Annotated in this window: 18 protein-coding genes; 9 read left to right on the top strand and 9 right to left on the bottom strand. The window is 74.0% G+C overall.

All coding sequences use genetic code 11. The features are described from left to right. Nucleotides 1–125: 125 nt before the first annotated feature. Entirely contained in the window at nucleotides 126–983 is an 858-nt protein-coding gene (locus tag OG553_RS14040; RefSeq protein WP_405979302.1) for a LysR family transcriptional regulator, read from the bottom strand. A gap of 69 nt (nucleotides 984–1,052) precedes the next feature. Between OG553_RS14040 and OG553_RS14035 the strand changes: the two genes are divergently transcribed. Further along, nucleotides 1,053–1,988, top strand: coding sequence for an EamA family transporter (locus OG553_RS14035; protein ID WP_405979301.1), 936 nt, complete (start codon nucleotides 1,053–1,055; stop codon nucleotides 1,986–1,988). A 13-nt stretch (nucleotides 1,989–2,001) separates the two neighbouring features. Here the strand turns inward: OG553_RS14035 and OG553_RS14030 are convergent, their stop codons facing one another. The 5 genes from OG553_RS14030 to OG553_RS14010 all read right to left on the bottom strand — a co-directional run bounded on the left by OG553_RS14030 (nucleotide 2,002) and on the right by OG553_RS14010 (nucleotide 6,114). After that, nucleotides 2,002–2,442, bottom strand: coding sequence for an NUDIX hydrolase (locus tag OG553_RS14030; protein WP_125603591.1), 441 nt, complete (start codon nucleotides 2,440–2,442; stop codon nucleotides 2,002–2,004). Nucleotides 2,443–2,523: 81 nt separating this feature from the next. Continuing rightward, a complete protein-coding gene (locus OG553_RS14025) occupies nucleotides 2,524–3,801 on the bottom strand; it encodes an ABC transporter permease (RefSeq protein WP_405979300.1) in 1,278 nt (425 codons plus the stop codon). Next, complete coding sequence (locus OG553_RS14020) at nucleotides 3,801–4,499, bottom strand: ABC transporter ATP-binding protein (RefSeq protein WP_405979299.1); 699 nt, start codon at nucleotides 4,497–4,499, stop codon at nucleotides 3,801–3,803. Before OG553_RS14020 ends, OG553_RS14025 begins: the two co-directional genes overlap by 1 nt. Next, complete coding sequence (locus OG553_RS14015) at nucleotides 4,496–5,641, bottom strand: peptidoglycan-binding protein (protein ID WP_405979298.1); 1,146 nt, start codon at nucleotides 5,639–5,641, stop codon at nucleotides 4,496–4,498. Before OG553_RS14015 ends, OG553_RS14020 begins: the two co-directional genes overlap by 4 nt. After that, nucleotides 5,626–6,114: a hypothetical protein gene (locus tag OG553_RS14010; RefSeq protein WP_405979297.1), complete on the bottom strand. Its 489-nt coding sequence runs from the start codon at nucleotides 6,112–6,114 to the stop codon at nucleotides 5,626–5,628. Before OG553_RS14010 ends, OG553_RS14015 begins: the two co-directional genes overlap by 16 nt. Before the next feature lie 90 nt (nucleotides 6,115–6,204). Between OG553_RS14010 and OG553_RS14005 the strand changes: the two genes are divergently transcribed. From OG553_RS14005 to OG553_RS13995, 3 genes are read left to right on the top strand one after another with little or no spacing between them, the layout of a single operon-like run. Further along, nucleotides 6,205–6,903, top strand: a complete 699-nt coding sequence (locus tag OG553_RS14005) for a response regulator transcription factor (RefSeq protein WP_405979296.1) — start codon at nucleotides 6,205–6,207, stop codon at nucleotides 6,901–6,903. Between the two features lie 5 nt (nucleotides 6,904–6,908). Then, a complete protein-coding gene (locus tag OG553_RS14000; RefSeq protein WP_405979295.1) occupies nucleotides 6,909–8,567 on the top strand; it encodes a sensor histidine kinase in 1,659 nt (552 codons plus the stop codon). Between the two features lie 23 nt (nucleotides 8,568–8,590). Beyond that, entirely contained in the window at nucleotides 8,591–9,472 is an 882-nt protein-coding gene (locus OG553_RS13995; RefSeq protein WP_405979294.1) for a L,D-transpeptidase family protein, read from the top strand. Here the strand turns inward: OG553_RS13995 and OG553_RS13990 are convergent. The 3 genes from OG553_RS13990 to OG553_RS13980 are packed head-to-tail and all read right to left on the bottom strand — an operon-like array spanning nucleotide 9,444 to nucleotide 10,770. Then, nucleotides 9,444–10,091 carry a hypothetical protein gene (locus tag OG553_RS13990; protein ID WP_405979293.1) on the bottom strand — a complete coding sequence of 216 codons (648 nt, stop codon included), beginning with the start codon at nucleotides 10,089–10,091 and terminating at the stop codon, nucleotides 9,444–9,446. The genes OG553_RS13995 and OG553_RS13990 overlap by 29 nt on opposite strands. A gap of 44 nt (nucleotides 10,092–10,135) precedes the next feature. Next, nucleotides 10,136–10,516, bottom strand: a complete 381-nt coding sequence (locus OG553_RS13985) for a hypothetical protein (protein WP_405979292.1) — start codon at nucleotides 10,514–10,516, stop codon at nucleotides 10,136–10,138. After that, entirely contained in the window at nucleotides 10,513–10,770 is a 258-nt protein-coding gene (locus tag OG553_RS13980; RefSeq protein WP_405979291.1) for a hypothetical protein, read from the bottom strand. The genes OG553_RS13985 and OG553_RS13980 overlap by 4 nt, the downstream gene beginning before the upstream one ends. A 178-nt stretch (nucleotides 10,771–10,948) precedes the next feature. Here OG553_RS13980 and OG553_RS13975 point away from each other — a divergent pair, with 178 nt between their 5' ends. The 5 genes from OG553_RS13975 (at nucleotide 10,949) to OG553_RS13955 (ending at nucleotide 17,413) form a co-directional block, all read left to right on the top strand. After that, nucleotides 10,949–11,896, top strand: coding sequence for an LLM class F420-dependent oxidoreductase (locus OG553_RS13975; protein WP_405979290.1), 948 nt, complete (start codon nucleotides 10,949–10,951; stop codon nucleotides 11,894–11,896). A 9-nt stretch (nucleotides 11,897–11,905) separates the two neighbouring features. Continuing rightward, nucleotides 11,906–12,703 carry an SDR family NAD(P)-dependent oxidoreductase gene (locus OG553_RS13970; protein ID WP_405979289.1) on the top strand — a complete coding sequence of 266 codons (798 nt, stop codon included), beginning with the start codon at nucleotides 11,906–11,908 and terminating at the stop codon, nucleotides 12,701–12,703. Nucleotides 12,704–12,816: 113 nt separating this feature from the next. Further along, nucleotides 12,817–13,941, top strand: a complete 1,125-nt coding sequence (locus OG553_RS13965) for an LLM class flavin-dependent oxidoreductase (protein ID WP_405983035.1) — start codon at nucleotides 12,817–12,819, stop codon at nucleotides 13,939–13,941. Between the two features lie 269 nt (nucleotides 13,942–14,210). Further along, complete coding sequence (locus OG553_RS13960; protein WP_405979288.1) at nucleotides 14,211–15,947, top strand: amidohydrolase family protein; 1,737 nt, start codon at nucleotides 14,211–14,213, stop codon at nucleotides 15,945–15,947. Beyond that, complete coding sequence (locus OG553_RS13955) at nucleotides 15,944–17,413, top strand: aldehyde dehydrogenase family protein (RefSeq protein WP_405979287.1); 1,470 nt, start codon at nucleotides 15,944–15,946, stop codon at nucleotides 17,411–17,413. Before OG553_RS13960 ends, OG553_RS13955 begins: the two co-directional genes overlap by 4 nt. The last annotated feature ends 144 nt before the right edge of the window (nucleotides 17,414–17,557 follow it).

The raw sequence follows: 17,557 nt of genomic DNA, 5'->3' as shown, positions 1-17,557 counted from the left end.
CTGAATGCCAAGAGGTGCGTGCCGTCGGGCTGACCGTCAGCTGTTCGAATGGCCTCTCGCTGAGATGTCCTGATCGGGTGAGGGTTCGTCGGACCCGCCGACTTGGCGGACAGGGGTGCCAGCGCCTAGGCCCTGCCCAGGATCTCGCGCGCCAGCGCCAGCAGGTCCGGTACGGCGGGGTGGACCGGGCCCTCGCGCCAGGCGAGGACGACGGGGACCGGCGGGGCGTCGGCCAGGGGGCGGTAGACCAGTGACGGGTGTGCGTGGTTGCTGGGGGTCGCCGAGGTGGTGACGCCCAGGGCGCGCCCGGCGGCGATGGCCATGAGCCACTCGTCGGTGTTGGTCACCTCGATCACCGGCGCGGGGCGGCCGGCCCGGGGCCACAGGTCCAGGGTGGTGGTCCCGGAGACGGTGTTCAGGGCGATGGGGCGGCCCGTCAGGTCGGCCAGGGTGACGCGGGGGAGTGCGGCCAGCGGGCTGTCCGCGGGCATGACCACCACGCGTTCCTCCTCCAGCAGCAGCGCGGTGCGCAGTCCGGGTGCGGTGACGGCTCCGCGCAGCAGGGCCGCGTCGACCTTGCCCTGCGTGAGGCCGGCGGTGGGGTCGTCGACGCGGAGCAGCTCCAGCGGGACGTCCGGGCGGGACTCGTCCCAGCGGCGCAGCAGGGGGACCGTGTGGTCCCCGAGCGCCGCCCAGGTGTGGCCGAGGCGCAGCGGCCAGTTGCGCAGTCCGCGGGGGTCGAGGGCGGCGTCCACGGCGGCGACGGCGGCGCGGGCCTTGTCGCGGAACGTACGTCCCTGCGCGGTGAGTTCGAGGTGGTGCGTGGAGCGGTCGACGAGGCGGGCGCCGAGGTGGTCCTCCAGTTGGCGCAGGGTGCGCGACAGTGCGGGCTGGCCGATGTGGAGGCGGGCGGCGGCGCGGGTGACGTTGCCCTCGTCGGCGATGGCGAGGAAGGCGCGAAGGTGCCGCAGCTCGATGGTCATGCCTGTGGAGCATAACGGCGGGAATCTCGGCATTTCACACGGCGCGGCCCGGTTCCTAGCGTGGAACCCATGACCTCCACGACGTCCACGCCGCCCACCACGCCGCCCACCACGCCGCCCACCACGACGCCGTCCGCCCCCAGCCTCCTGCGCCACCCCGCCGGCCGCGGCACCCTCGGCGGGGTCGGGCTGGTGCTGGCCGGGACGCTGTCCGTGCAGTTCGGGTCCGCCTTCGCCGCGCTGCTGTTCCCCCGGGCCGGGGCCCTGGGGACGGTCGCGCTGCGGGTGGGGTTCGCCGCGGTGCTGCTGCTGGCCGTCGCCCGGCCCCGGCTGCGCGGGTACTCGCGCGGGGACCGGGCGGTGGCCGTCGGCTTCGGCCTGGCCCTGGGCGCCATGAACCTGCTCTTCTACCAGGCCGTCGACCGGATCCCGCTGGGCGCGGCGGTGGCCTTCGAGGTGCTCGGGCCGCTGCTGCTGTCGGTGGTGGTCTCGCGGCGCGCGGCGAGCCTGCTGTGGGCGGCGCTCGCACTGGCCGGGGTGTTCCTGCTGGGCCGGGGCGGCTTCGACGGGCTCGGTGCGGCGGGCGTGGCGTTCGCGCTGGGCGCCGGCGCGATGTGGGCGGCGTACATCGTCCTGGGCGCCCGGGCGGGAGCGCGCTTTCCGCGGCTGGACGGTCTCGCGATCGCGATGGCCGTCGCGGCCCTGGTCAGCCTGCCGCTCGGCATCGGCTCCGCGGGCGCGGCCCTGCTGGAGCCGGGGGTGCTCGCCCTGGGCCTGGCGATCGCGGTGATGAGCTCGGTGGTGCCGTACGCGCTGGAGCTGCTCGCCCTGCGCAGGCTGCCCGCGGCCACCTTCGCGGTGCTGGCCAGCCTGTCCCCCGCGGTGGCGGCGGCGGCCGGCTACCTGGTGCTGGACCAGGGGCTCTCGCCCGTCCAGTGCGCCGCGATCGCGCTCGTCGTCGTGGCGAGCGCGGGCGCGGTGCGCACGGGCGGGCGCGACCGCTGACGGGAGGGAGCGGTCAGGCGATCAGGCCCAGGTGGACCGGTTCGGCGGGGGTGCGGGCGAGGAGCTCCGGGAGGCGCGGGGGCCAGAGGGGTTCTCCGAGGCCGGCCAGGCGTTCCGGGGAGAGCCACTGCCAGTGGATGCCGGGCTCTTCGAGGACCGGCTCGCGGTGCGGGCCGGTGGTGACGTAGATGTGCTCGTGCTGGCGGACGGGGATGCCCTGGTGGGTGAAGTCGTGCTCCCAGGTGCACAGGAGCCGCTGCGGCTCCAGGTCGGTCCAGCCGGTTTCCTCGCGCAGTTCGCGCCGTACGCACTGCTCCGGGGTCTCGCCCGGGTCGATGCCGCCGCCCGGGGGCAGCCAGTGGATACCGACTTCCACGTTGTTCTCGCGGAACAGGAACACCGATCCGCTGGGTGAGAGGACGACAATGCGCGCTGCCTGACGTGGAGTTCTCATCAGATCAGGGTAAGTCGGGCGGTACCGGGACGGGAGGGGTCGGCTGCACCCCGCGTGGTGCTGCCGGCCCCTCCCTCTCCCCTACGCGGAGTGCAGCGCCAGCGTCGGGCTGAGGCGGGCCGCGCGGACCGCCGGGTAGAGGCCCGCCAGGGTGCCGATGGCGAGGGTGGCCGCGAAGCCGCCGGTGACCGCCCACGGCGGGACCACCCAGGGCAGGTCGCCGGCCCGGGCGTAGACGCCCGTGGCGGCCCCGCCGAGGGCGATCCCCGCCAGGCCCCCGAGGCCGGACAGCAGCAGGGACTCGGTGACGAACTGGATCCGGATCTGCCCCTTGGTGGCGCCGAGCGAGCGGCGCAGGCCGATCTCGTGGCGGCGTTCCAGCACCGAGATGATCATGGTGTTGGCGACGCCGACCCCGCCCACCAGGAGGGCGATGCCGCCCAGGCCGAGCAGGAGGGTGCTGAACGCGCCCTCCGTGGCCGCCTTCGCCTGGAGCGCGGCCGACGGGTCGGTCACCGAGACCGCGCTCGGGGTGCGGGGGTTGGCCGTCTGCGCGATCAGGGCGCGGACGGCGGCGACCCGGTCGTCCGCCGAGCGTTCGTAGACCGCCGTCGGGTGGCCGTCGAAGCCCAGCAGCCGCTCGGCCGCCTCCCAGCCGACCAGGGCCGAGCGTTCGATCTCCGGGGCCAGGGGGACGGGGGCGAGGATGCCGGTGACCGTGAAGTGGCGTCCTGCGATGAACACTTGCTGCCCCGGCTCCGTGATGCCCAGCCGGCGCGCCGAGACGTGCCCGAGCACCACCGACGGGTAGCGGGCGGTGGCGTCGTTCAGCCAGGCGCCCCGGGCCACGGAGGCGCGCAGGGTGCCCAGGAGGTCGTCCCTGGCGGCCTTGAGCGCGATGCCGCCGGTCTCCTCCTTCGGGATGTTCTCCGAGCGGCGGACGGACTCGCCGACGTCGCCCGTGGTCCCGACCGATTCGACGCCCGCGATGCGCGAGACCATCCCGGGGGCCTCCTTCGGGAGCTTCGTGTCCTGTCCCGAGAACATGGCGGGGGCCGGGGTGGCCACCAGCATGTTCGTGCCCAGCCGGTCGAGTTCCCGCAGCAGCTTGGCCTGGCTGGAGGAGGAGATGCCGACCACCGCGATCATCGTCGCGATGCCGATCGCGATGCCGAGCGCCGACAGGAACACCCGCATCGGGCGCGAGCGCAGCCCCGCCGACCCGGCGTGCAGGACGTCGCGCGGGGTGAGCCCGGGCGGCCGGAGCCGCGTACGGTCCCGGGTACGGGTCTTCGCGCGGTCCCGGGTACGGGTCTTCGTGCCGTTGCGCGCACGGGGCTCCGTACCGTCGCAGGCCATCACGCGGCTCCCGCCGGGCCGGTGTCCTCGACGACCTCGCCGTCGCGGACGCGCACCTGCCGGGGCAGGCTCGACGCGATCTCGTTGTCGTGGGTGATCACGGCGATGGTGGCCCCGTCCTCGTTCAGCTCGTGCAGCAGCTCCATCACCGACCGGCCCGAGGCCGTGTCCAGCGCCCCCGTCGGCTCGTCGGCGAGCAGCAGGTCCGGCTCGCCCGCCACCGCGCGGGCGATGGCCACCCGCTGCTTCTGCCCGCCCGACAGCTCGTGGGGCCGGTGGTCCATCCGGTCGCCGAGCCCGACCCGTTCCAGCGCCCGCGCCGCCCGGCGGCCGCGCTCGGCCCTCGGGAGCCCGGAGTACAGCAGTCCCTCGGCGACGTTCGCGCGGGCGCTGAGGCCCGGCACCAGGTGGAAGGACTGGAACACGAAGCCGATGTGGCGCGAGCGCAGCGCCGACAGGGAGCGGTCGGACAGCGCCGCGACGTCGTGGCCGGCGATCCGCACGGTGCCGGCGCTCGGCCGGTCCAGGGTGCCGACGATGTGCAGCAGGGTGGACTTGCCGGACCCCGACGGGCCGACGATGGCGAGGAGTTCCCCGCTCAGGACGGTCAGGCCGACCCCGCGCAGGGCCGTGACCCCGCCCGGGTACTCCTTGGTGACCCCGGCCAGTTCGACCACCGGGTGCGCGTGCCGCCTCACAGCTTGGGCACCCCCACCCGCATGCCCTCCGCGAGCCCGCCGCCGCCGACCTCGACGCGGCCCTTGCCGAACATGCCGAGCTCCACCTTGACCTCGCGGGCCCGGCCGTCCTCGACGACCTGGACGCCGAAGCCGCCGCCGGGCAGGGCGAGGAGCGCGTTCACGGGTACGGAGAGCACGCCGGTGCGGGTCTCGCCGGTCAGCTCGACCGATACGGGGGACTGCTCGGGGCCCTTGACCGAGCCGGGGTCGTCGAAGACGACGCTCACGTCCACCTTGGCCTTCTTGTCGCCTCCGCCGCCTCCCCCTCCGCTCCCGCCGCCGGATCCGCTCCCGGACCCGCCGTTCTGGTCGTCCGTGCCCGCCGTGCCGCCCACCGAGTCGACCTTCCCGGTCGCGCTGCCGCCGCCCGGCAGCCGTACCGTCACCTTGTCCCCCGTCTTCGCGGCCCCCGCCTTCGCCGCGTCCAGCTGGAAGCGGACGATCCGCTCGGTGCCGGTCACCGTCAGCACCGGTTTGCCGGGCCCCGGCTCGTCACCGAGGGCCGCCTCCGTCCGCTTCACCCGCTGCGGACCCGAGGCGAAGGCGATGTCCTCCCGCGCCACCTCGCCCGTCTCCGGCGTCTTGTGCGCCTTCTGCCAGCGCTTGACCGCCGCCGACGTACCGGCGGTGAAGGTGCCGTCCCGCGCGTCCAGCCCCGTCCCGTACCCGAGGGCGATCAGGTTCCGCTTCAGCTGCCGGACGTCCTCGCCCTTGTCCCCGGCCTTCAGCGCCCGGTACATCGGCACCGCCCCGTACATCAGCCGCACCGCCTTCCCGTTGACCTCGAAGAGCCGCCCGTCCCGCTCGACGGCCGCCCCCTCGCCCGCGATCCAGGTGAGGACCCCCGCCCCGGCCGTGCCCAGCCTGCGCTCCTGCGCGTAGCCGAGGGTGCCGTCGACCTGGAGGCCCGAGGAGAGGTCGCCGCGCGTCACCGGGGCCGTCGCCGACGGCAGCGCGTCGGCCGCGTCCCGGCTCCGGCCGCCGTCCTGCGGGGACTGCGCGAGGACGGCGTAGCCGCCGCCCGAGACCGCGAGGACGGCCGCCAGGGCGGCCACCAGCCACGTCCCGCGCCGCCGGGCCCCCATCAGGCCGCTTCGCACTTCTTCTGGGCCTCCTCGAAGGCCTTCTCCTGCCCCTTGGGGATCTCCGTGGCGCTCTTCACGCCGCCGCTGTACTCGGGGTCCTTCAGGGCCACGCCGTTCTCGCGCATGCAGCGGATCCAGCGCAGCTCCTTGTCCTTCTGCTCCTGCGTCGGGCCCTCCCCGGAGCCGGGTCCCTTCATCCCGCAGGCCTTCATGGCCTCCTGCATCTTCTGCGGGTCCGCCCCGCCGCCGACCGTCATCCCGCGCGGGTCCTGCCCCGGCTCGGGATCGGGGGCGTCGATGCCGTGCTCGCGCAGGCACTGGCGCATCTTCACGGCGTTGTCGGCGTCGGCCCCGGCCCCGCCGCCGCTCGCGGAGCTTTCCTTGCCGTCCTTGCCGCCGTCCTGGGTGCCGCCGTTCGTGCAGGCGGTGACGAAGAGGGCCAGCCCGGTGAGGGCCGCGGCCGTGGTCATGGTCAGGGATCGCTTCATGGGGCCGAGCGTGCGCGAAAGCGGTGTTTCGCTTCCCTCTCGCAGTCCGCTTACAACGGCGAAATGCGCACCTCCTGTAGAGAGGACGGCATGCGAGTTCTGGTGGTGGAAGACGAGGAGTTCCTGCGGGAGATGATCGCCGAAGGGCTGCGCCGCGACGCGCTGGCCGTCGACGAGGCCGGTGACGGGCTGGAGGCGCTGCGCCGGCTGCGGCTGGGCGAGTACGACGTCCTCGTCCTCGACCGCGACCTGCCCGGCCTGCACGGCGACGAGGTGTGCCGGCAGGTCGTACGGGAACGCCTGCTGACCCGGGTGCTGATGCTGACCGCCTCCGGGACCGTGCGGGACCGGGTGGAGGGGCTGGGCCTGGGCGCCGACGACTACCTCACCAAGCCCTTCGCTTACGACGAGCTCCTCGCCCGCGTCCTCGCGCTCGGCCGGCGCGCCCACCCGGCGCTGCCGCCGGTGCTGGAGCGGGCCGGCATCGCGCTGGACACCGCGCGCCGGGCCGCCTCCCGCGACGGGCACCGGCTGGCCCTGTCGCGCAAGGAGTTCGCGGTGCTGGAGGCGCTGCTGCGGGCCGAGGGGGCGGTGCTGAGCAGCGACGACCTGATCGAGCGGGTGTGGGAGGAGGACACCGGCTACCGCACCAACGCCGTCCGGGTCACGCTGAGCAAGCTGCGGGCCAAGCTGGGCGAGCCGCCGCTGATCGAGACTGTGCCGGGGGAGGGCTACCGCATCGCGGCGGCCGGGCCTTCCGGCGACGGCCAGAGCAGCGGTCCGCGATGAGAGCGGTGCTCCGATCCGAGCGCACCCGTCTCACCGCGCTGTACGGCGCGCTGCTGCTCCTCGCGGGCGGCGGTCTGGTCGCGCTGGTCAACGTACTGCTCCGCACCGGCCTCCAGTCCCGCGTGAACGGGGCCGTCACCACCGTCATGCCCGGCCTGCCCGTCTCCCCGGACGGGGTCACGCCCCTCCCGAGCGGCCGCAGCTTCGAGCCCGCGCGCAGGCTCCCGCCCGGCACCGCCCCCACCCCGGAGCAGCTCGCACAGTGGCGCGTCACCCAGAACCTGTCCGACGCCGCCTCCCGGGCCGCCCTCCAGGAACTGACCCTGGTCTCCCTCGTCGCCCTCGCGCTCTTCGCCGTCCTGTCGGTCTGGCTCGCCTGGTGGATGGCGGGCCGCGTGCTGCGCCCCGTCGCGGTGATCACCGCGACGGCCCGGCGCCTGTCGGGGGAGAACCTGCACGAGCGGATCGGTCTCCAGGCCCCGCCCGGCGAGCTCAAGCGGCTGGCCGACACCTTCGACGGGATGCTCGACCGGATCCAGGACCTGGTGGGGGCCCAGCGCCGGTTCGCCGCCAACGCCGCCCACGAGCTGCGCACCCCGCTCGCCGTGCAGCGGGCCGCCGCCGAGATCGGGCTCGCGGGGGACCCGGAGCCGGCGAAGGTGGCGCGGATCCGCGAGCGGCTGATCGCGGTGGCCGACTCCAGCGAACACCTGGTGGAGTCCCTGCTGCTGCTCGCCGTGTCGGAGGAGGGCCTGGAGTCCGCGCACCCGGTGGACCTGGCGACCCTGACGGCAACGGAACTGGCGACGGCAGTCCCCTCCGGGGGCCTTCCGCCCCCACCCCAGCCCCCGGCCGGAGCCCCGTCCCCGGCCCCGACCCCGGCTCAGAGCGGACCCCCGGCCCCGGCTCCGGCTCCGGCCCCGGCCTCGGCTCCGGCTCCGGCCTCGGCTCCGGCTCCGGCTCCGGCTCCGGCTCCGGCCCCGGCCTCGGCTCCGGCTCCGGCCTCGGCTCCGGCTCCGGCTCCGGCCCCGTCCCCGGCCCCGACCCCGGCTCAGAGCGGACCCCCGGCCCCGGCTCCGGCCCCGGCCTCGGCTCCGGCTCCGGCTCCGGCCCCGGGCTCGGCTCCGGCCTCGGCTCCGGCCTCGGCCCCGGGCTCGGCCCCGGCCCCAGGCGGGGTTCCGCTTCCGGCGCCGGACCCGCACGCGGGCCCCGCCCCCGACCCGGACCCGCAGGCGGCACCCGCCGCCGCCCTGACCGTCGTACGGGACCTCGCGCCGCTGACGGTGACCGGGGACGCCACGCTGCTCGGGCACCTCGTGCGCAACCTCCTCGCCAACGCCGTGCGGCACAACCGGCCCGGCGGCCGGGTGCGCGTGACGACCTCCGCCGACGGGGTGCTGACGGTGTCCAACACCGGCCCGCTCATCGAGCCCGGCGACGTCCCCCGCCTGCTGGAGCCCTTCCGCCGCCGCGCGGAACGCAGGCACACACCGGGCGAGGGCGCCGGGCTCGGCCTGTCCATCGTCGCCTCCATCGCCCGCGCGCACGGCGCCCGGCTGCTCGCCGAGGCCAACCCGGAGCCCGACGGCGGGCTCACCGTCAGCGTCCGCTTCCCCGCGCCGCACCACGAGGCGCCCCAGACCGCCGTTCGCGGGGAACGATGATCACCTGATGTACCTTCGGGTGGATGAGCAAGCACGCCCGAGCCCGCTCCGGCTCCCGCGCCCGTACGGCCGACCGCCGGCGTTCCGTTTCCCCGGGACGCCCGCCGACGGCGCTGATCGTCGTGGCCGCCCTCGGGCTGCTGGCCTTCGGTGCCGGCTGGGTGCACGCCCTCTACGAGCAGCCCGGCGCGCCCGTCCCGGCGGCCCGTTCGGACGCCCGGCCGCAGGCCCAGGCCCCCAAGCAGCAGCCGCAGGCACAGGGCGGCGCCCCCGGGCACGCCACGCGCGGCACGCCCCGCGCGGACGCCCTCCAGGGCCTCCCGGACACCCTCGGCGCGGCGACCCGCGCCCGGATCCCGGCGGCCGCGCGCCAGCTGGTGCTCGTCACCGGCCGGGCGAAGGACTCCTCCGACTCCACCGTCACCTTCTACACCCGCCCCGCCGCGGGCAAGGACTGGACCGCGGCCGGGAAGTGGCCGGCCCGCAACGGCGCCAAGGGCTGGTCCGCCGAGCGCGAGCGCGAGTACGGCGACCTGACCTCCCCGGAGGGCGTGTACTCCCTCACCGACGCGGGCGGCCTGCTGCCGCCCCCGCCCGGCACGAAGCTCCCGTACGACCAGGACCGCGGCTTCGTCCCCTCGGGCCGGGGCGTGAACGGGGAGTCCCTGGACGGCTCCTTCGACTACGTCGTGGCGATCGACTACAACCGCCGCAAGGGGGTCTCCCCGCTCGACCCGCGCATGCCGGAGGGCGAGGACAAGGGCGGCAACATCTGGCTCCACGTGGACCACGACGGCCCCTCCCAGGGCTGCGTGGGCCTGCCCAGGCAGGCGATGGAACAGCTGCTGCGCACCCTCGACCCTGCGGCGAAGCCGGTCATCGTGATGGGCCCGGCAGGCTTCTGACCGCGCCGCTCCCGACTCCGGGCCGCAGCACCAGCAGCCCGACGTACACGAGGTCGAAGACGGAGCACAGCACGCCCAGCCCGAGCACGAACCCGTTCCCCTCCAGCACCCCGAACAGCACGGTCGGCGCGAGGGTGCCGAGCCATTTGGCGACCGCGATGAGCGGCGACTGCCCGTGCGGGCCGCGCCGGGCGGCGTACATGCCGATGAACAGGCCGGACATCAGCAGGTTCTGCAGGAACGCCGAATAGCGGCTGGCGTCGTGCGTCCCGAAGTGCGCGACGAACAGAAGCTGCACGGTGAAGCCGGCGCCGAGGAGCAGCGCTCCCCAGGCGGCGAACAGCGGCCGGGTGACGAAGCCGGGCAGCCCGGCCCGGCCGTACCGGAGCCAGGTGTAGACGATCAGGGTGTCGGCGACGGCCCACACCACGTTGACCACGCCTTGCGGGGAGAGCCCGGTACGGACGTCGTCGACGGCGTAGACGACCTCCCAGGCGAAGTTCAGCGCGAGCGCGGCGACGGGCATGGCGTACGTCCGGTCCCGCAGCCCGACCCGCACGGCCTCGACGTACACGACGGTCCAGGCGACCCCGCTGATGAGCGTCAACACCAGTTCCACAGGCGCACCCTAGGCGCTCCGCGCCCCGCCGGGACAGCCCCGGTCTACGGGTTGAGGTCGAGGATCCGGACCGGCTCGCCGTCCCACCGCTTCGGTTCCGTGGTCGCGACGATCGCGCCGTCCGGCCGGTCGGGGGCGGGCTGTGCGGCGTGGAGGCAGTGGGCGGCGGCCCAGGTTTCCTGCCGTGAGACGGCCAGAGCGGCGGGCAGGTCCAGGTCGAGGACGATCATGCCGGGCAGGGCCGCGAGGTGTTCCGCCGTACCGGGCCGGGTCCGATCGGCCTCGACGAGCGCGCAGGACGGGGCGTACAGGAACCAGCCGGACTCGGCGTGAGCGCGGTGGATGAGGCGCGAGGCCAGGACGTTTCCCCGGCCGGCCGCGGTCATGGCCGTCTCGTCCAGCACGATGTGCACGGGCTCGGTCACCGGGGCCTCGCCCCGTGCAGTCGGCGGTCCAGCTCGTCGTCCAGCGCCTGCTGTTCGGCTTCCGTCGGTGCGTAGCCGTTCCAGTCGCGCAGCAGCACGCGGGCGCGTTCGGCGCGTTCGGCACGTTCGGCCGGGGTGAACAGGGTCTCGGCCAGGCGGGCCAGGTAGGCGCGGAGGGACAGCCCCTCGCCGGCCGCTATGGCGGCGAGTCTGTCCCTGGCTTCCTCGGGGATCCGGATGTTCGCGTCGGGCATCGTCGTGCTCCTTCCCGTTCCCGCAGCGTATGGGTGCGTACCCGTACCCATACCCGTATTCACCGGCGTTCACCCGATCGGGTGCACCCCGCCCACCCCTTGCCTGACGGACCGTCAGCTACGACGATGGCCCGGCACCGCACGACGAACCGGCATACGAAGGCGAGGCGGGCCCGGCATGGCACGCGTGTTTCCGGAAGGCCGGCTGGAGTACGGGATGCAGCTCCCGGTCCAGTCGCAGAGCACCATCTACGCCGAGCCCTGGGAGGCCTCGGCCGGCGCGGCCGACCTCGCCGCGGTGGCCCGCGCCGCCGACCGGGCCGGCTTCGGGTACGTGGCCACCTGCGACCACGTCGCCATCCCGCGCCGCCTCGCCGGCCCCATGAGCACCGTCTGGTACGACCCGGTGGCCACCCTCGCCTTCCTGGCCGGGATCACCGAGCGGGTGCGGCTGCTCAGCCACGTCGCGATCGTCGGCCTGCGCCACCCGCTGCTCACCGCCAAGCAGTACGCGACCCTCGACCACCTCTCCGGGGGCCGGCTGGTCCTCGGGGTCGGGGCCGGGCACGTCCAGGAGGAGTTCGAGGTGCTCGGCGTCGACTTCGAGCGCCGCGGGGCCGTCCTGGACGAGAGCCTGGACGCGCTGCGCGCCGCCCTCGGCCCGGAGGAGTACCCGGAGTTCGAGGGGGAGCGGTTCTCCTTCCGGGACCTCGGCCAGCTGCCCCGCCCGGCGCAGGAGCGGATCCCGGTGTGGGTCGGGGGCTCCTCCCCGGCGGCCGTCCGCCGGGCCGCCGTGCGCGGCGACGGCTGGCTCCCGCAGGGCGACCCGCGCGAGCGGATCCCGGGGCAGGTGGCCCGGATCCGGGAGCTGCGGGAGGCGGCCGGGGTCCGGGGCCCGTTCGAGGTCGGCGCGATCACCGAGCCGCTGTACGTCGGCGAGCCCGGCTGGGACACCGGCCGCCGCACCCTGACCGGCAAGGCGGAGCGGCTCGCCGAATCCCTCCGGGAGTACGCGGCGCTGGGCGTGGACCAGGTCCAGGTCCGCTTCCGCAATCGCGACCGCGCCGAACTCGTGGACCAGATCACCGCATTCGGGGCCGAGGTGGCCCCCCTCCTCAACGACTAGGAGCACGGGATGGGCAAGCTGGACGGGCGCGTCGTCGTCATCACCGGCGCGGCGCGCGGCCAGGGCGAGCAGGAGGCCCGCCTCTTCGCCGCCGAGGGCGCACGGGTGCTGCTGGGCGACGTGCTGGACGAGCAGGGCGCCGCCGTCGCCAAGGAGATCGCCGCGGAGGCGGGCGCGGACCGGGTGCGGTACGTACGGCTGGACGTGAGCCGGGAGGAGGACTGGGCGGCCGCCGTGGCCGCGGCGAAGGAGGCCTTCGGCCGGGTCGACGGGCTGGTCAACAACGCCGGGATCCTGCGCTTCAACGAGCTGGCCTCCACCCCGCTGGAGGAGTTCCGCCAGGTGGTCGAGGTCAACCAGATCGGCGCCTTCCTCGGCATCAAGGCGCTCGCCCCCGAGATCGGGGCGGCCGGCGGCGGGACCATCGTCAACACCTCCTCCTACACCGGCCTGACGGGCATGGCGTACGTGGGCGCGTACGCGGCGACCAAGGCGGCGATCCTCGGGCTGACCCGGGTGGCGGCGCTGGAGCTGGCCGCGAAGAACATCCGGGTCAACGCGATGTGCCCGGGCGCGGTGGACACCCCCATGGCCAACCCCGGGCTGCTGGACCCGGCGGGGATGACGGACGAGGCCAGGGACGCGATGGCCGAGCTGTACAAGCGGGTGGTCCCGCTGGGCCGGGTCGGGCGTCCGGAGGAGATCGCGAAGCTCGCCCTGTTCCTGACCGGCGACGACTCCTCGTACATCACCGGGCAGCCGTTCGTGGTGGACGGCGGCTGGATGGCGGGCGTCAGCATTCTCTGACGGTTCGTCAGATAACCCGGTACGGCTCTCTTGACGGTCCCGCCCCGGCGGTGGAACAGTCGACCCATCGAAGAATCTGACGCAACGTCAGAAACCTAAGGACGGTGAACCCCTTGGAATTCGGGCTCTTCGTGCAGGGATACGTGCCTGAGGCGCGGTCCAAGGTCGACCCCGAGGCGGAGCACAAGGCGCTGCTCGAGGAGACCCAGTACGTCATCCAGGCCGACAAGTCCGGCTTCAAGTACGCCTGGGCCTCGGAGCACCACTTCCTGGAGGAGTACTCCCACCTCTCCGCCAACGAGGTCTTCCTCGGCTACCTCGCCGCCGCCACCGAACGCATCCACCTCGGCTCCGGCATCTTCAACCCGCTCGCCCCGGTCAACCACCCGGTGAAGGTGGCCGAGAAGGTCACCATGCTCGACCACCTCTCCAAGGGACGCTTCGAGTTCGGCACCGGCCGGGGCGCCGGCAGCCACGAGATCCTCGGCTTCCTCCCCGGCATCACGGACATGAACCACACCAAGGAGATCTGGGAGGAGACCATCGCGGAATTCCCCAAGATGTTCCTCCAGGAGGAGTACGAGGGCTTCCAGGGCAAGCACTGGTCCCTCCCCCCGCGCAAGATCTTCCCCAAGCCGTACGGCAAGGCCCACCCGGCCATGTGGTACGCCGCCGGCTCCCCCTCCTCGTACGCCATGGCCGCGAAGAAGGGCCTGGGGGTGCTGGGCTTCAGCGTCCAGAAGGTCTCCGACATGGAGTGGGTCCTGGAGCAGTACAAGACGGCCATCCAGGAGGCGAAGGCGATCGGGGCCTTCGTGAACGACAACGTGATGGTCACCTCGACCGCGATCTGCGCCGAGACGCACGAGAAGGCCGTGGAGATCGCCGTCAACGCCAACATGAACCGCTTCCAGTCGCTGGTGTTCCGCTACCACGACACCTTCCCGCGGCCGGAGGCCATCCCGGAGTGGCCGGAGACCCTGCCGGAGTACAACGCGGAGATCATCGAGCTGCTCATCGCGGAGGAGCTGCTGATCTGCGGGGACCCGTCGGAGGTACGGGCCCAGTGCAAGCGGTGGGAGCAGGCGGGGGCGGACCAGCTGTCCTTCGGCCTGCCGACGGGGGTCTCGTACGAGGACACGATGACGACGATCAAGCTGATCGGCGAACACGTCATCCCCCACATCGACACCGACCCGGTCCACCGCACGACCCGCTTCCGCCAGGCCGCTTCTTAACGGGTGCCGGTGCCGGTGCCGGTTGGTCGGGTGCGGGTGGGTGGGCCGCTGCGCGGGCGAGGTCCCCTACCCCCCCTTCCACCGTTCCCAGGGGCGGAGCCCCCAGGAGGGGTCCGGGCGCAGCCCGGGGAACGGGCGAAGGGCGGGGAGGGGACAGCCCCGCAGGGCCGCACCCCGCCCGGCGACCGGGTACGGCCCGGCAGGGGACACGGACACGCCCGGCCAGGGCAACGGCACGGGCCACGGAACCACCCAGGAGGGGAACCGCCATGCTCGACCACCTCATCCGCGGAGCGACCGTCGTCGACGGCACCGGCGCCCCCGGATACGTCGCCGACGTCGGGATCAAGGGCGGCCGCATCGCCCTCATAGCCCCACCCGGCACAGAAACAGCGGCGGCGACCACCGAGGACGCCACCGGCCTCGTCCTCACCCCCGGCTTCATAGACCCGCACACCCACTACGACGCCCAGCTCTTCTGGGACCCCTACGCCACCCCCTCCATGAACCACGGCGTCACCACCGTCGCCGGCGGCAACTGCGGGTTCACCCTCGCCCCCCTCAACCCCGACCGCCCCGAGGACGCCGACTACACGCGCCGCATGATGAGCAAGGTCGAGGGCATGGCCCTCGCCGCCCTCGAAGAAGGCGTCGACTGGTCCTGGTCCACCTTCGGCGAGTACCTCGACGCCCTCGAAGGCCGCATCGCCGTCAACGCCGGGTTCATGGTCGGCCACTGCGCCCTGCGCCGGCACGTCATGGGCGAGGACGCCACCGGCGGGCAGCCCACCCCCGCCCAGCTGGAGCGGATGCTGGCGCTCCTCCACGAGGCCATGGACGCCGGCGCCTGGGGGCTGTCCACCACCCAGTCCTCCACCCACTCCGACGGCGCCGGCGCCCCCGTCGCCTCCCGCCACGCGCAGCCCGCCGAACTCCTCGCGCTCTCCCGCGCCGTCGGCGAACACGAGGGCACCCAGCTCGAAGCCATCGTCGCCGGCTGCCTCGACCAGTTCTCCGACGACGAGATCGACCTCTTCGTCGAGATGAGCGCCGCCGCCGGCCGCCCCCTCAACTGGAACGTCCTCACCATCGACGCCGCCGTCCCCGAACGCGTCCCCCGCCAGCTCGTCCCCAGCGAACGCGCCCGCAAGTCAGGCGGCCGGATCGTCGCACTGACCATGCCGATCCTCACCCCCATGAACATGTCCCTCGGCACGTTCTGCGCCCTCAACCTCATCCCCGGCTGGGGCGAGGTCCTCGCGCTCCCCGTCCCCGAACGCATCGCCAGGCTCCGCGACCCGGACGTGCGCGCCGAGATGCTGCGCCGCGCCGACAGCAAGGAGGCCGGGGTCTTCCGCCGCCTCGCCGACTTCGGCCGCTACGTCATCGGCGACACGTACAGCGAGGAGAACGAGGGGCTGAGCGGCCGCGTCGTCGACGACATCGCCGCCGAACGCGGCCAGGACGCCTTCCAGTGCCTCGTGGAGATCTGCGCCAACGACGGACTGCGGACCGTCCTGTGGCCCATGCCCACCGACAACGACCCGGCCACCTGGGCCCTGCGCGCCGAGACCTGGCAGCACGAGGACGTCATGCTCGGCGGCTCCGATGCCGGCGCCCACCTGGACCGGATGTGCGGGGCCCCGTACACGACCCGGTTCCTCGGCGACTGCCTGCGCGGGCGCAGACTCGTCCCGCTGGAGCAGGCCGTACGGATGCTCACCGACGACCCCGCCAGGCTGTTCGGCCTGCGCGAGCGCGGCCGGATCGCCGAGGGCTTCCACGCCGACCTGGTCCTCTTCGACCCCGAACGCATCGACGCGGGCCCGGCGACCCTCGTCCACGACCTGCCCGGCGACAGCCCCCGGCTGGACGCGCGGGCGACCGGGGTGGTGTCCGTACGCGTCAACGGCGTCGAGACCATCCGCGACGACCAGGTCACCGGCGCGGTCCCGGGCACCGTGCTCCGCTCCGGCCGCGACACGAGGACGGTGAGCACCCGATGAACGAGGGCACGCAGCGTCTCTACATCGGCGGCGAGTGGGTCGAGCCCGACGGCGGGCACTACGAGGTGGTCAACCCGGCCGACGAGTCCGTCGTCGGCCTGGCCCCCGAGGCCTCCCGCGCCCAGGTCGAGGAGGCGTGCCGGGCCGCCGCCGAGGCCTTCGGCACGTGGTCCCGTACGGCTCCCGAGGAGCGCGCGGCCGTCCTCGACCGGGCCGCGGACGTCATCCAGCGGGAGTTCGAACCGTGGGCGGCCCTCGCGCGGGCCGAGACCGGCGCGCCGACGGGCATCGCCCGCGGCATGCAGGTCGGCGTCGGCGTGTCCCGCTTCCGGCGGTACGCGAAGGGCGCCCTGGAGCCGGTGGAGAAGGGACTCCCGCCACAGGTCACCGAGGCCGGCCCGATGGGGAAGGCGTCCGTCCTGGGCGCGCTGGAGGTCCGCCAGCCGGTCGGCGTGGTCACCTGCGTCACCTCGTACAACAACCCGTGGGCGAACCCGGCGGGCAAGGTCGCCCCGGCCCTCGCCATGGGCAACACGGTCGTGGTGAAACCGGCCCCGCAGGACCCCCTGTCGGTGTTCCGGATGGCCGAGGCCCTCCACGAGGCCGGGGTCCCGGCCGGGGTGGTGAACGTGGTCTCCGGCGCCTCGGTGGAGGTCGGCGAGGCGGCCGTGGACTCCCCGTACGTGGACATGGTCTCCTTCACCGGCTCCACCGGCGTCGGGCAGCGCATCGCCGAGGTGTGCGGCCGGACCATGAAGCGGCAGCTGATGGAGCTGGGCGGCAAGGGCGCGGCGATCGTCTTCGAGGACGCCGACCTGGACGCGGCGGTGATGGGGATCGGCACCACCTTCTCCTTCTACAGCGGCCAGATCTGCACCGCCCCCACCCGGGTGATCGTCCACCGGTCGGTGTACGAACCGCTGGTGGAGAAGCTGCGCGGCTACCTGGCCTTCATGAAGGTCGGCGACCCGGCCGAGCGCGGCACGGTCGTCGGCCCGGTGATCTCGGCCGCGCACCGCGACCGGGTGGAGTCGTACGTGGAGCTGGGTCGCAAGGAGGGCGCGCGGATCGCGTACGGCGGCGGGCGTCCGGTGGTCGGCGACGGCCGCGGCTTCTACGTGGCGCCGACGCTGCTGGTGGACTGCACGAACGACATGCGGGTGGTGCGCGAGGAGATCTTCGGGCCGGTGGTGGTCGTGGTCCCGTTCGACGGGGACGAGGAGGAGGCCGTCCGGCTGGCGAACGACAGCGACTTCGGACTGATCAGCTACGTGTGGTCCGGCGACTCCGCCCGCGCCTTCCGGGTGGCGCGCCGGCTGCGCTCGGGCGGGGTCGGGGTCAACACGATCGGCCGGAACATGGAGGCCCCGTTCGGCGGGTTCAAGCGGTCGGGGGTGGGCCGGGACGTGGGCTCGTACGCGCTGCACGCGTACAGCGAGGTGCAGTCGGTGGTCTGGACGACGTGATTCCGTAGGTCGTCCCGGGAGCCCGCCGGCAGTGGTCACGCGCCGTCCGGCAGGGTTCACGGGGCGCAGTCGTTTGGGGGTCCGGGGTGGGTTCCGGGGTGGGTTCCGGGGCCTCGGAAATTGGCACGGGAAAGTTTCGAAACG

Source organism: Streptomyces sp. NBC_00158 (assembly GCF_045160885.1).
In the GTDB taxonomy this organism is placed as follows: domain Bacteria; phylum Actinomycetota; class Actinomycetes; order Streptomycetales; family Streptomycetaceae; genus Streptomyces.
Note: the sequence above shows the minus strand (reverse complement) of the source record. Positions and strands in the feature narration are given on the sequence as shown.

Excerpts from the sequence above, each read along its gene's own strand:
- OG553_RS14040 (WP_405979302.1), bottom strand. The coding sequence starts at position 983 with ATGACCATCGAGCTGCGGCACCTTCGCGCCTTCCTCGCCATCGCCGAC.
- OG553_RS14035 (WP_405979301.1), top strand. The coding sequence starts at position 1,053 with ATGACCTCCACGACGTCCACGCCGCCCACCACGCCGCCCACCACGCCG.
- OG553_RS14030 (WP_125603591.1), bottom strand. The coding sequence starts at position 2,442 with ATGAGAACTCCACGTCAGGCAGCGCGCATTGTCGTCCTCTCACCCAGC.
- OG553_RS14025 (WP_405979300.1), bottom strand. The coding sequence starts at position 3,801 with ATGGCCTGCGACGGTACGGAGCCCCGTGCGCGCAACGGCACGAAGACC.
- OG553_RS14010 (WP_405979297.1), bottom strand. The coding sequence starts at position 6,114 with ATGAAGCGATCCCTGACCATGACCACGGCCGCGGCCCTCACCGGGCTG.
- OG553_RS14005 (WP_405979296.1), top strand. The coding sequence starts at position 6,205 with ATGCGAGTTCTGGTGGTGGAAGACGAGGAGTTCCTGCGGGAGATGATC.
- OG553_RS13995 (WP_405979294.1), top strand. The coding sequence starts at position 8,591 with ATGAGCAAGCACGCCCGAGCCCGCTCCGGCTCCCGCGCCCGTACGGCC.
- OG553_RS13980 (WP_405979291.1), bottom strand. The coding sequence starts at position 10,770 with ATGCCCGACGCGAACATCCGGATCCCCGAGGAAGCCAGGGACAGACTC.
- OG553_RS13975 (WP_405979290.1), top strand. The coding sequence starts at position 10,949 with ATGGCACGCGTGTTTCCGGAAGGCCGGCTGGAGTACGGGATGCAGCTC.
- OG553_RS13970 (WP_405979289.1), top strand. The coding sequence starts at position 11,906 with ATGGGCAAGCTGGACGGGCGCGTCGTCGTCATCACCGGCGCGGCGCGC.
- OG553_RS13960 (WP_405979288.1), top strand. The coding sequence starts at position 14,211 with ATGCTCGACCACCTCATCCGCGGAGCGACCGTCGTCGACGGCACCGGC.
- OG553_RS13955 (WP_405979287.1), top strand. The coding sequence starts at position 15,944 with ATGAACGAGGGCACGCAGCGTCTCTACATCGGCGGCGAGTGGGTCGAG.